The following is a 12,573-nucleotide window of genomic DNA, read 5'->3' on the forward strand; positions in this document are numbered from 1 at the left end:
TCCGACATATACTCTCCTGGATGGATCTGGGCTGCGAGGAAACTCGCAGCCCTTTTTTGTCAGGGCGTTTTAGTCGAACACGTGGCCATGCTGGTATTGTTCGTCCTGCCCGGCGGCGGCTGTCAGGGCCGCCACGTTGTCCTTGGTGAAGAACCCGTCATAGTGGTGGCAGCGTTCGATATATTCCGTGATCAGCAGCGTATTCTTCGAGTGTTTCGAGAAAATCTGCTTGAGGTTCGGATCGTCTTTGCATTCACCCACCACATGGGCCAGAAACGGCACGCCTTTATCCTTGAGCGTATTAACCACGAAATCGACGTTTTTCTCACCGGCGTTGTGATCACCGTCCTGAATTTCGATGGCCATGTGATGCAGGCGACGGCCAAAATTTCGGACGAAATCCTCGGTCGGCATCGGCAGTCGCTCGAATGAATTGATGAAGGACGGGGTGTTGTTGGCTGTGAAGACCTTGGCAGGCGATTTCTTGTCATCATCCACATTCGGGTTTCGGTTCACGTTGGTCGACGAGTTCATGTCAAAGATGTTGTACGCACCCCAGAAGTAATAGGGCACCATGGTCAGAAACTCGAGGATCGCGTCTTCACGCTCACCAGCCAGAATACGTGTGGCAAGGTGGTCGACCCCCAACATCAAGGGTGAGATTTTGCTGTCAGAGCCAAAAGCGGCGGCTTGATCCAACTGCGCCTGCTCGGCATCGCTCAGCAACACGCGGTCACCCAAGCCCAGACTGTCGGGATCGTTGAAATCCAGCGTGGAATAACCGACCCGGTTGCAAGTGAAATCCGACGGGGTGGTGAACCGGAACCCATCCAGCGTGTAGAACGGGTTTTCGGTATCGCCTTCATACTCAAAGCGGATATTCTGATCCTCAAGCGTCTTGCTAAGGGTATTCAAGTCTGTCACGCCGTAAATCTCTCCGACGTAACGTGTTTGCGGAGTGCCGCGCGCCAGCGGATACATGCGGTTGATGCGGGGAATGAAATCCTCAAAGCTGGGGCTGAGCGGCGCCATCACGATCAACGCCGGGTAGTCGGCACGCGAATGCAGGACCGAAAACTTATGCGTTTGCCCCAAATATGTGGCCGTGTGGCGATAAGGGGTCATCACATACAATTCGATCAGCGTATCGAACAGCGCCGTGGTTTCCACTTGCTGGACAATCGCCCGCATCGGCCCGACCTGATCGGCAACACCAGAGCTGCTGCGCCGCTCATAAATTTTGGGTAGATACTCGCCGAAGAAGTCAGAGTTCTTCTTGTCCCCGCGCGGTTCATAAGACATCAAATCGAAAGACATAAATTTCCCTCCTTGCGTGGGCCCAGAGAGTTCTGGGTCCGGCGTTGCCTGGATTTCCAATAATCAGAACATGCACTTGCAGGCATGCTAGGGTCAGAAATCCAACTGGGCAACAGTAAGAAGGTGGGGTGCAAACCTTACACCCGGATGTCTATCGGGTGAATTTTGTCACCTCGACGCCACCTGCGATAAGGTTCTCGCGAACAGACCGGGCGATCTGTACCGCGGTCGGCCCATCCCCATGCAGGCAGATCGTGTCGATTGAGGTTTCCAACCGCTTGCCGGTTTCGGTGATGATTGCACCTTTGCGGACCATGTTCAGCATGCGTGGTCCTGCCAGTTCGGGGTCGTGGATGACCGCGCCGGGCAGGCTGCGATCAACAAGCGTACCGTCATCGTTATAGGCGCGATCGGCAAAAATTTCTCCCACCCATTTGCAACCCAATTCGCGCACGGCCTCTTCCTGTTTGGTAACAGCCAGCACCATGACAATAATGTCCGGGTCCACGTCCAGCGCGCCCTGATAACAAGCTCGTGCCATGTCGATATCGACCGAACACATATTGGCCAAAGCGCCGTGCAGCTTCAGATGCCGGACCTTCGTACCAACCGCCTTGGCCATGCCCATCGCCGCGCCAAGTTGAAAACGGACCAGGTTGCGCAGGGTCTCGTGTGGCACCTTCATATTGCGGCGGCCAAATCCCTGCAGATCGGGAAAGCCGGGATGCGCGCCGATGCCGACATCGTTCTGGGCAGCCGACGTCATCGTTTTCGCCATGACATCGGGGTCACCCGCATGAAAACCACACGCGATATTGGCCGAGGTGATGATCTTCAGCAGGCTTTCATCATCGCCCATATTCCAAGGGCCAAAGCTTTCCCCCATATCGGCATTCAAATCGACGCTGGGCATCGGCAAACTCCTTATTCGGTGCCAGAGATCATTCCGCTGATCAATTGATAGGATAACAGGTCGGGGATGTCGTGCGGATCGCGGACCAAGGGCTCGACCCGCGCGCGCAATCGCGACAGATCGGACAGGTAAGTGGCGTGCAGGGCGACGGCCTCGTCCATGGACACAAATGTAAACTTTATCTGCCCGCCGGCCGGGGTTTGCGCTGCCCGGGGCAGATCGCAGGGCAGGACAGTGGCGATACGAGGGTAACCACCGGTCGTCTGGCACTCGGGCAGCAGGATAAAGGGGTTTCCGGTGCCGGTCATCTGGATGTCGCCCGGGGTGATCACATCTGACAGAATGTTCAATTGACCCTTTGCGGCAAAGCCTTCGCCATCGTTTTCCAATTGCATGCCCATTCGGTTGGCCCGCGCACCGCGCCGAAACGCGGTTTTGGTAAAACGGTCCAGCGTTTCTGGATCGAACAGGGGGGTCTGGAAGCTTGCCAACACGCGCAGGGTGCCCCCGGAAAATCGGTCATCGGGGCGCAGTTTCATACCGGTGTTGCCTGAATAGGGACCGACGGGCAGTCGGTCGCCGGCCTGCACGGCACGCCCGACATTCGCTGTCAGGTGGGCGGAACGTGAACCCAGAAACAGCGGTACTTCAAATCCGCCACCAACATGCAAATAGCCATAGTTGCCCTGATTGGCTGCGCCGATCGTCAGCTTCTGACCCGCCTCCATAGAGAAAGAGGCATTCCAGACAATCGGGACGCCATCGATACTGGCCTGCATTGGCGCGCCGGTCAGGGCGATGCTGACCGGTTGCGTGGCCTCGAACGTGCCGCCCATTCCCGCCATTTCCAGGGCTGCGCAGTCCGGGCTTTGACCCAGCAGCGCGGCACCCTCATGCAACGCCAGTTGATCTGCCGCCCCTGAACGTGAAAGTCCCTGATCCAGATATCCCGAACGCCCCTGATCCTGAATGGTGCAGGCCGGGCCAATCTGATGTACCAGCAGGCTCATGCCGGGATCTCCTCTCGGGTCGCCCCGCCTAGACCATCATTGGTTTCGCGTATCTGTTCCAGTTCTGCGCGTGAGACCGGCAGAAATTGCATCTCGTCGCCGGGACGCAGGACAAAGCTCTGTTCGGCTTCGGGACGGAAACAGCGAAAAGCGGTTTGGCCGACATGTCTCCATCCTGTCGGGTTGGGCCTGGAAAACAGCACAAGTTGCGATATCGCCAGGATCAGCGCTCCTTCCGGCACCATAGGAGTGAGCTTCTTGAGGCGTGGAATGTTGAACTCAGGCCCTAGCGGTCCAAGATACGGTAGGCCGGGCGCAAAGCCGATGGTCAGTACGCGAACACGGGTTTCACTCAGGCGTCGTATGGCTTCGGTTGGTGTCAGCCCAGCTACCGCTGCGGTTTCGTCCAATTGCGGCGCTAATTCGCCTCCGTACACAGTGGGTACCTGCCACAAGCGGCGACCTGCAGGAAGCGGTGCCCGATACCAGTCTTGTTGATGCAGCATCTCTTCGATCCGCCCGTGGATTTCCTTGTGAGGCAGGGCAAGGGGATCGAACCGAACATAGGCCGAGGCCAGAGACGCCGATGTCTCAATCACACCTTCCCATCCAAGAAGGTCGACCGCATTGCGAAATGCAAGCGCCGCCCGGTTCGAGGATTCAGCCATCGTGTCAGCAAACGAGACCAATAGACCGTCCTGACCAACCGTCCGTATACAAGGAAAGGGATGCGCGTGCGTAGCTGTCATATTACTGTGCGTTTGGCTGTCTCTTTCCGGCGAGGTGACAGTATCCGAGGGTAATGCGCAAGACCCGGCGCGCGCGTTGTGCCTTTTTCAGTGCCCTGTTTGGTGGCGAGTCGGGGAAATGGGCTCAAAATTGACTCGGATCAGATGATGCGACTCGGTTGGGTCTTGTGGATGTCGGCTGGGAACTCACTATATATAGGGTATGCGGGTGGTTGACCGACTGCTTTTGGTGGGGCAACTGCGTGTGCCTACTGCGTGAGTGGTGCATGTGGCTTAGTTGGGTGTATCTTAATCATTTGAAAAATAAATGAAAAATATCAATTCGCAAAAAAATTGCGCAAGATGCAATTTTCCACTTGCGGGTTGTTTGGGTAAACCTTAGAACCCCCTTCACCGGCGCTGCTGAGGCGGTGTTGGGACGCTGGAGACGGCGGAGACGCTCAGGAGAGACTGGGGGCATCTTGAGGGATTTGTTAGGCGGGCGCGCTGAGGTTATTGGCGCAACGGTCTGGTTTTTGGCTCTGGGTGTTATGTTCTTTGACATTGATGGATAACTGAAGAGATATGTGGGCGGTTTGGTTCGTTTCGACGGATTGAATGTCTGTATATCGCGCTAGTAGGTTTCTCGAGCAATCGGGGCCGATGATCTAGTGTCAGCTTCACTGTTTGAGTGGTTCACTGATTTCTTAGGAAGTCTGTGTACATCAAACAGAAGACTTCATCAGGATTAGCCTCCTGATGAGATGTGCAGAGGTTCGAACGTCAAGGATAGCGCAGCAATGTGCTTTCAACTTGAGAGTTTGATCCTGGCTCAGAACGAACGCTGGCGGCAGGCCTAACACATGCAAGTCGAGCGCGCCCTTCGGGGTGAGCGGCGGACGGGTTAGTAACGCGTGGGAATATGCCCAATGGTACGGAATAGCCTCTGGAAACGGAGAGTAATACCGTATGAGCCCTTCGGGGGAAAGATTTATCGCCATTGGATTAGCCCGCGTTAGATTAGGTAGTTGGTGGGGTAATGGCCTACCAAGCCTACGATCTATAGCTGGTTTTAGAGGATGATCAGCAACACTGGGACTGAGACACGGCCCAGACTCCTACGGGAGGCAGCAGTGGGGAATCTTGGACAATGGGGCAACCCTGATCCAGCCATGCCGCGTGAGTGATGAAGGCCTTAGGGTCGTAAAGCTCTTTCGCCTGTGAAGATAATGACGGTAGCAGGTAAAGAAACCCCGGCTAACTCCGTGCCAGCAGCCGCGGTAATACGGAGGGGGTTAGCGTTGTTCGGAATTACTGGGCGTAAAGCGCACGTAGGCGGATCGGAAAGTTGGGGGTGAAATCCCGGGGCTCAACCCCGGAACTGCCTCCAAAACTATCGGTCTAGAGTTCGAGAGAGGTGAGTGGAATTCCAAGTGTAGAGGTGAAATTCGTAGATATTTGGAGGAACACCAGTGGCGAAGGCGGCTCACTGGCTCGATACTGACGCTGAGGTGCGAAAGTGTGGGGAGCAAACAGGATTAGATACCCTGGTAGTCCACACCGTAAACGATGAATGCCAGTCGTCGGGTAGCATGCTATTCGGTGACACACCTAACGGATTAAGCATTCCGCCTGGGGAGTACGGTCGCAAGATTAAAACTCAAAGGAATTGACGGGGGCCCGCACAAGCGGTGGAGCATGTGGTTTAATTCGAAGCAACGCGCAGAACCTTACCAACCCTTGACATCCTAGGACCGGCCCAGAGATGGGTCTTTCACTTCGGTGACCTAGTGACAGGTGCTGCATGGCTGTCGTCAGCTCGTGTCGTGAGATGTTCGGTTAAGTCCGGCAACGAGCGCAACCCACATCCTTAGTTGCCAGCAGTTCGGCTGGGCACTCTAGGGAAACTGCCCGTGATAAGCGGGAGGAAGGTGTGGATGACGTCAAGTCCTCATGGCCCTTACGGGTTGGGCTACACACGTGCTACAATGGCAGTGACAATGGGTTAATCCCAAAAAACTGTCTCAGTTCGGATTGGGGTCTGCAACTCGACCCCATGAAGTCGGAATCGCTAGTAATCGCGTAACAGCATGACGCGGTGAATACGTTCCCGGGCCTTGTACACACCGCCCGTCACACCATGGGAGTTGGTTCTACCCGACGGCCGTGCGCTAACCTTTTGGGGGCAGCGGACCACGGTAGGATCAGCGACTGGGGTGAAGTCGTAACAAGGTAGCCGTAGGGGAACCTGCGGCTGGATCACCTCCTTTCTAAGGATGTATCTAGTTAGATTTGTTCGCAAATCTCGTGATACACTTAGCAGAAGATCAACAAACAAAGTTGATCAAACTCATGGACCGAGCCGTCCTCATATCTCTTCAGAACACATCAGGCCTGCACGCTGTGAGGTCTGGCCCTCTCGGCAGCTTTTGCGAGCAAAAGCGCCTGTCGGGCAACGTCGATTTTGCAGCTTTTAAAAAGAGCCGAGCAAAATCAACTGGGTCGGTAGCTCAGGTGGTTAGAGCGCACGCCTGATAAGCGTGAGGTCGGAGGTTCAAGTCCTCCTCGACCCACCAAAAACTTTTGGGGCCTTAGCTCAGCTGGGAGAGCGCCTGATTTGCATTCAGGAGGTCAGGAGTTCGATCCTCCTAGGCTCCACCATTCCTCGCTTCGCTCGTCATGATGAAGCCTAGGATTTTTGATGCGCCAATCGTCAAGCCGATTGGCGGTGGCTCCACCATTTACCTGATCAGATCGTTAAGCACCTTGGGTTCTTAACCGTCCGATTGGACGCAGCTTCTTCGGAGGCTTTGACATCGTATAGAGAGAAATCAATCAACACTGTTTGATCGCGCCGAGTGTGGCGTTGATCTCAGTTGGTCCTCTTCGGAGGAGGTTCGATTAGGGATGTTTCCTCGTCCCTCTTTGAATATCCCGGCTGAAACGAACAGAGTTGTCCAAGTCAAGTACACTAACCCGCATGATCTGACGATCATGCATTGTCTTCCATTCTCCATGTGGGGCCGACCGACATCGGCAGCATGGGTTCCAGGATGGAAGGCGGGAAAGTATGCTTTTGGTTCAGAAGAAAGATCATCTTTAGTTACCAGCTGGATGATCGCGATTGATTTGATTGCTAGCGCAGCTTCGGTTGTGTGCGGTTAAACGCACTCAAGTAGCCGAATAGGCGGTAGTGCCAATATCAAGTCTTTCTCTTTCTGGATCAAATCAAGCGCGAGAAGGGCGTTTGGTGAATGCCTTGGCAGCAAGAGGCGATGAAAGACGTGATACTCTGCGATAAGCCATGGGGAGCTGAGAATAAGCTTTGATCCATGGATTTCGAATGGGGCAACCCACCTGAAAGCTTCATATTGTTATCTCTGATAATCAATATGTTGCTTAAACAGGTACTTAAGACCTGAATACATAGGGTTTTAAGAGCAAACCCGGGAACTGAAACATCTAAGTACCCGGAGGAAAGGAAATCAATTGATACTCCCCTAGTAGCGGCGAGCGAACGGGGACCAGCCGAGCCAGATAAGTGACTAGAACATGTTGGGAAGCATGGCCATAGCGGGTGACAGCCCCGTATAGGAAGCTTTGATGGACGTATTAAGTAGGGCGGAACACGTGAAATTCTGTCTGAAGATCGGAGGACCACCTTCGAAGGCTAAGTACTTTGCTGACCGATAGCGAACCAGTACCGTGAGGGAAAGGTGAAAAGCACCCCGACGAGGGGAGTGAAACAGTACCTGAAACCGAACGCCTACAATCAGTCGGAGGCTCCTTGCGAGCTGACGGCGTACCTTTTGTATAATGGGTCATCGACTTGGTCTCACGAGCAAGCTTAAGCCGTTAGGTGTAGGCGTAGCGAAAGCGAGTCTTAATAGGGCGCATGAGTTCGTGGGATCAGACCCGAAACCGAGTGATCTAGGCATGGCCAGTTGAAGGTAAGGTAACACTTACTGGAGGACCGAACCCACATCCGTTGAAAAGGATCGGGATGAGCTGTGCCTAGGGGTGAAAGGCCAATCAAACTCGGAGATAGCTGGTTCTCTGCGAAATCTATTTAGGTAGAGCGTCATCCGAATACCCCGGGGGGTAGAGCACTGGATGGGTAATGGGGCCCCACAGGCTTACTGATCCTAACCAAACTCCGAATACCCGGGAGTACTAGATGGCAGACACACTGCGGATGCTAACGTCCGTAGTGGAGAGGGAAACAACCCTGACCTACAGCTAAGGCCCCCAATTCATGGCTAAGTGGGAAAGCAGGTGGGACGACCAAAACAACCAGGAGGTTGGCTTAGAAGCAGCCATCCTTTAAAGATAGCGTAACAGCTCACTGGTCTAAATAAGTTGTCCTGCGGCGAAGATGTAACGGGGCTCAAGCCATGAGCCGAAGCTTAGGATGCCGTAAGGCATGGTAGCAGAGCGTAGTGTGACATAGTCTCATTCCTCCTTCACGTCTTCGGGCGGATTGGAGGAGAGAGGCTTTCGATGAAGCCGGCCTGTGAGGGATCCGGTGGAGAGATCACTAGTGAGAATGATGACATGAGTAGCGACAAAGAGTGTGAGAGACACTCTCGCCGAAAGTCCAAGGGTTCCTGCTTAAAGCTAATCTGAGCAGGGTAAGCCGGCCCCTAAGCCGAGGCCGAAAGGCGTAGGCGATGGGAACCAGTTAATATTCCCGGGCCGTGGAGTGGTGACGGATCTCAGGTGTAGTTCAATCTTATCGGATTGATTGGGCTGCTGAGAGGTTCCTGGAAATAGCCCTCCTATCAGACCGTACCCTAAACCGACACAGGTGGACTGGTAGAGAATACCAAGGCGCTTGAGAGAACGATGTTGAAGGAACTCGGCAAAATACCTCCGTAAGTTCGCGAGAAGGAGGCCCGGTTCCTAGGCAACTAGGGGCTGGGGGCACAAACCAGGGGGTGGCGACTGTTTATTAAAAACACAGGGCTCTGCGAAGTCGCAAGACGACGTATAGGGTCTGACGCCTGCCCGGTGCCTGAAGGTTAAAAGGAGAGGTGAGAGCCTTGAATTGAAGCCTGGTAAACGGCGGCCGTAACTATAACGGTCCTAAGGTAGCGAAATTCCTTGTCGGGTAAGTTCCGACCTGCACGAATGGCGTAACGACTTCCCCGCTGTCTCCAACATCGACTCAGCGAAATTGAATTGCCTGTCAAGATGCAGGCTTCCCGCGGTTAGACGGAAAGACCCCGTGCACCTTTACTACAGCTTCGCACTGGCATCAGGATTGTGATGTGCAGGATAGGTGGTAGGCTTTGAAGCGGAAACGCAAGTATCCGTGGAGCCTCCTTGAGATACCACCCTTCGCACTCTTGATGTCTAACCGCGGTCCGTTATCCGGATCCGGGACCCTGCGTGGCGGGTAGTTTGACTGGGGCGGTCGCCTCCTAAAGCGTAACGGAGGCGCGCGAAGGTTGGCTCAGAGCGGTCGGAAATCGCTCGTTGAGTGCAATGGCAGAAGCCAGCCTGACTGCGAGACTGACAAGTCGAGCAGAGTCGAAAGACGGCCATAGTGATCCGGTGGTCCCGAGTGGAAGGGCCATCGCTCAACGGATAAAAGGTACGCCGGGGATAACAGGCTGATACTGCCCAAGAGTCCATATCGACGGCAGTGTTTGGCACCTCGATGTCGGCTCATCTCATCCTGGGGCTGGAGCAGGTCCCAAGGGTACGGCTGTTCGCCGTTTAAAGAGGTACGTGAGCTGGGTTTAGAACGTCGTGAGACAGTTCGGTCCCTATCTGCCGTGGGTGTAGGAGACTTGAGAGGAGTTGCCCCTAGTACGAGAGGACCGGGGTGAACGATCCACTGGTGGACCAGTTGTCGTGCCAACGGCAGTGCTGGGTAGCTATGATCGGACAGGATAACCGCTGAAGGCATCTAAGCGGGAAGCCCCCCTCAAAACAAGGTCTCCCTGAGGGCCGTGGAAGACCACCACGTCAATAGGCCGGAGATGTAAGCGCAGTAATGCGTTCAGTTGACCGGTACTAATCGCCCGATAGGCTTGATTTGATCCAGTAACAGAAAGACAAAGCTCACCGCCTCAAGTAGCGAAGCGGTAGGCGATCAAACAAGACCAAAAGCATACACCGACCTTGAGTTGGACAACGTTGATTGATGTGAAACCCCGTAAGGGGTGACATAACAACCGAGTGGCAACGCGCCTTTGCACGCAAAGACGCTGCCTGCCACCCGTCGCTTTCTTGCTCAGCAAGAATGCAGACATGGGCTTTTCCTCGGTTTGGTGGTCATAGCGCAAGTGAAACACCCGGTCCCATCCCGAACCCGGAAGTTAAGCACTGCCGCGCCAATGGTACTTGGGCTTAAGCCCCGGAGAGTAGGTCACCGCCAAACCTAGTAAAAGCCCAAAACATCTCTCTAACGATGATACAAATCTGACACTGACGCGGGATGGAGCAGCCCGGTAGCTCGTCAGGCTCATAACCTGAAGGTCGTAGGTTCAAATCCTACTCCCGCAACCAGCGTCAGAAAATCTCAGAACAGCCCGGTCACACTACAATTGATCCCCAAGATCAATCGCTTAACAAACTCAACCCGTCAGAACCATAAAACAATGGGGTGAGTGGCAAAAACCCCATCCAAAACAAAGCTTCAATGCCGGAAAACCAAATTGACCTAAGCCTCTGGGACCAAAAGCTTAAAACCCACTGACACGCTCGACCAGCCAATAGACCGACACGCTGCCGATGACATAGCCAGTGATTGGTCGGGTAACCCCGTTCAATCGTGGTGGATTAAAGCGCGCCACCTGACGCCACAGAAACATTCCTACTGACAGGCCCGCAATAAAGGCAAGTTGTCCGGCCTCGACCCCAAGGTTAAAGGCCAGAAGTGCAGCTGGGATATCCTGAGAGGGCAGGCCGATCTCGGACAGGGCACCGGCGAAACCCAGCCCGTGTAGCAGGCCAAAACAAAAGCAGACAATCCATGGGTATTGCTCGGACAGTCTGATCTGCCCTTCTTTGTGTTTGAGAATTTCCAGGGCTAGGAAAACGATCGACAGGGCAATCACCGCTTCGACCGGCGCGGCAGGAACGTGCAGCACCCCCAGCGTTGCCATTGCCAGCGTGATCGAATGCGCGACTGTAAAGGCTGTCACTGCGCCGACCAGCCGCCAAGGATCACGCACCAGAATGAACAAGGCGAAGACAAACAGAAGGTGGTCCCACCCTTCCAGGATATGCTCGAAGCCAAGCCAGAAATAGCTGATGAAAACGGACCATGTGGTCGGATCTATTGGCAAAGTCAAGGCCGGCTCTTCAGGTGTGAACCGGAGGGTGGCAATCGCAGATTCCAGTGGCTGAACGCGCAGAAGGACATCGTTGTTTTGTCGTTCGAGGCCCCGGATTCTGACTGTGTGTCCTTCGATCTCAGCCCCGCACTCTGCAACCCAAGAGGACACCCAAGCAACCGAGTCGAAGATCGGCGGTGGACCGTGCGATGGGGTGCAAGCTTCGGGCAGGATCGCGTCAATCCTCATGGGTTGGCCGTTCACATCCGGTATGCGCCACATCACTTGCCAGGTGCCTGGCGTCAATTGGCGGAGGTCCAGATATCCGGGGTCAAGCGCGTGTGCATTGCCGGACTTTGGGGTGCAGGCCAACCAGATCGCTATTATCAAGCAAAACAGGGCCCTCATTCACCGGACCCCGGTGTTTCAACCCGGTACTGCGCGGCAAGGGTTTCGTATTGCGCCTGCGCCAGTTCCTCGGCCGTGTCCCGACGCCATGCTATCAAAACCGCATCGCGAATGTCCGTAAGTGGCGGCAGATATTCGGGGCGCGTTTCGGTGACACGGACCAGATGCATCCCATATCCCGATTGAATCGGCCCGGCCCAGACGCCCGGTTCTAATGGGAACAGCGCAGCCGAAAACCCCAGGCCAAATGCGGCATCGACGGCGCCGGGGGGCGACAGCGGCATTGATCGAGGTATTAGGGATCGTACACCAAACTCTGACCATTCCCTGCCCGCTGTTAGTGCGGTAAGCGCGGTGTCCACATCCTCGGGCACCGGCTGATCGCCCAGATACACCTGATCGAATGCTATCTGCCAAGGTTTAGTAAAACGTGCCGAGTTTGCCGCGACATAAGCTTCAAGCACTGCATCTTCGGGGTCTACCGAGGTGGCGATTGCATCCGACAGGAAATCCATCTTTTGTGCCAACCGTGCCCGGATTACCTGATCCCCGCGATCCAACCCCAGGTTGCGCGCCTCGCGCACCAGGATTTCCTCGCGCACCAGGGCGTCGATCAGCACCTGCAACTCTACGTCATTGGGCGGGCGTTTCCAGGTTGTTTCAAAGCGGGTGACCAAAAGCGTGACATCAGCGTCGTCGATAACAACTGCATCACCCCGTTCAGCGCTTTCGTCCTTTGGGCCCACTATGGAAAACCAGCCAAAGATGGCGGCTCCGATCAGAATAAAGTGGAGCAGGGGTTCTTTCAAAATATGCATGCTTAGTTCCGAAGACGCTTTCAGACCCGCCTTAATAGTAGTGGCGGGTCCTTTGATAAGTCAAACAGACTGCAGAATAATTACGCTTATATT

At 54.8% G+C, this 12,573-nt stretch carries 6 protein-coding genes, 3 tRNA genes and 3 rRNA genes; 6 read left to right on the forward strand and 6 right to left on the reverse strand.

Going from position 1 to position 12,573, the window contains the following annotated elements:
- Positions 1-69 precede the first annotated feature (69 nt).
- From ACR3EP_RS17505 to ACR3EP_RS17520, 4 genes are all read right to left on the reverse strand, one after another.
- A complete protein-coding gene (locus ACR3EP_RS17505) occupies positions 70-1,317 on the reverse strand; it encodes a hypothetical protein (protein WP_480638805.1) in 1,248 nt (415 codons plus the stop codon).
- A gap of 151 nt (positions 1,318-1,468) precedes the next feature.
- On the reverse strand, positions 1,469-2,230 hold the full coding sequence (locus ACR3EP_RS17510) for a LamB/YcsF family protein (protein ID WP_170412923.1): 762 nt from the start codon (positions 2,228-2,230) through the stop codon (positions 1,469-1,471).
- Positions 2,231-2,241: 11 nt separating this feature from the next.
- Entirely contained in the window at positions 2,242-3,240 is a 999-nt protein-coding gene (locus tag ACR3EP_RS17515) for a 5-oxoprolinase subunit C family protein (protein WP_170412926.1), read from the reverse strand.
- Positions 3,237-3,989: a 5-oxoprolinase subunit B family protein gene (locus ACR3EP_RS17520; protein WP_480638806.1), complete on the reverse strand. Its 753-nt coding sequence runs from the start codon at positions 3,987-3,989 to the stop codon at positions 3,237-3,239. The genes ACR3EP_RS17515 and ACR3EP_RS17520 overlap by 4 nt, the downstream gene beginning before the upstream one ends.
- Positions 3,990-4,777: 788 nt before the next feature.
- On the opposite strand from ACR3EP_RS17520, the gene ACR3EP_RS17525 reads away from it, so the two are divergent.
- The 6 genes from ACR3EP_RS17525 (at position 4,778) to ACR3EP_RS17550 (ending at position 10,484) form a co-directional block, all read left to right on the forward strand.
- Positions 4,778-6,238 (forward strand): 16S ribosomal RNA (locus tag ACR3EP_RS17525).
- 229 nt (positions 6,239-6,467) lie between these two features.
- Positions 6,468-6,544, forward strand: a tRNA-Ile gene (locus tag ACR3EP_RS17530).
- Between the two features lie 9 nt (positions 6,545-6,553).
- Positions 6,554-6,629: transfer RNA gene (locus tag ACR3EP_RS17535), tRNA-Ala, on the forward strand.
- 565 nt (positions 6,630-7,194) lie between these two features.
- Positions 7,195-10,014 (forward strand): 23S ribosomal RNA (locus ACR3EP_RS17540).
- A gap of 228 nt (positions 10,015-10,242) precedes the next feature.
- Positions 10,243-10,356, forward strand: a 5S ribosomal RNA gene (gene rrf, locus ACR3EP_RS17545).
- The 16S, 23S and 5S rRNA genes sit together here with 3 tRNA genes alongside, the layout of an rRNA operon.
- Positions 10,357-10,407: 51 nt before the next feature.
- Positions 10,408-10,484, forward strand: a tRNA-Met gene (locus ACR3EP_RS17550).
- A gap of 176 nt (positions 10,485-10,660) precedes the next feature.
- Here ACR3EP_RS17550 and ACR3EP_RS17555 read toward each other — a convergent pair.
- Together ACR3EP_RS17555 and ACR3EP_RS17560 are read right to left on the reverse strand one after the other, a co-directional pair.
- Positions 10,661-11,662 carry a HupE/UreJ family protein gene (locus ACR3EP_RS17555; RefSeq protein ID WP_480638807.1) on the reverse strand — a complete coding sequence of 334 codons (1,002 nt, stop codon included), beginning with the start codon at positions 11,660-11,662 and terminating at the stop codon, positions 10,661-10,663.
- Entirely contained in the window at positions 11,659-12,480 is an 822-nt protein-coding gene (locus ACR3EP_RS17560; protein ID WP_480638808.1) for a peptidyl-prolyl cis-trans isomerase, read from the reverse strand. The genes ACR3EP_RS17555 and ACR3EP_RS17560 overlap by 4 nt, the downstream gene beginning before the upstream one ends.
- Between the last annotated feature and the right edge of the window lie 93 nt (positions 12,481-12,573).

This window comes from Ruegeria sp. BB10, assembly GCF_056535725.1.

Coding starts and splice junctions, on each gene's coding strand:
- ACR3EP_RS17505 (WP_480638805.1), bottom strand. CDS start 1,317: ATGTCTTTCGATTTGATGTCTTATGAACCGCGCGGGGACAAGAAGAAC.
- ACR3EP_RS17510 (WP_170412923.1), bottom strand. CDS start 2,230: ATGCCCAGCGTCGATTTGAATGCCGATATGGGGGAAAGCTTTGGCCCT.
- ACR3EP_RS17515 (WP_170412926.1), bottom strand. CDS start 3,240: ATGAGCCTGCTGGTACATCAGATTGGCCCGGCCTGCACCATTCAGGAT.
- ACR3EP_RS17520 (WP_480638806.1), bottom strand. CDS start 3,989: ATGACAGCTACGCACGCGCATCCCTTTCCTTGTATACGGACGGTTGGT.
- ACR3EP_RS17555 (WP_480638807.1), bottom strand. CDS start 11,662: ATGAGGGCCCTGTTTTGCTTGATAATAGCGATCTGGTTGGCCTGCACC.
- ACR3EP_RS17560 (WP_480638808.1), bottom strand. CDS start 12,480: ATGCATATTTTGAAAGAACCCCTGCTCCACTTTATTCTGATCGGAGCC.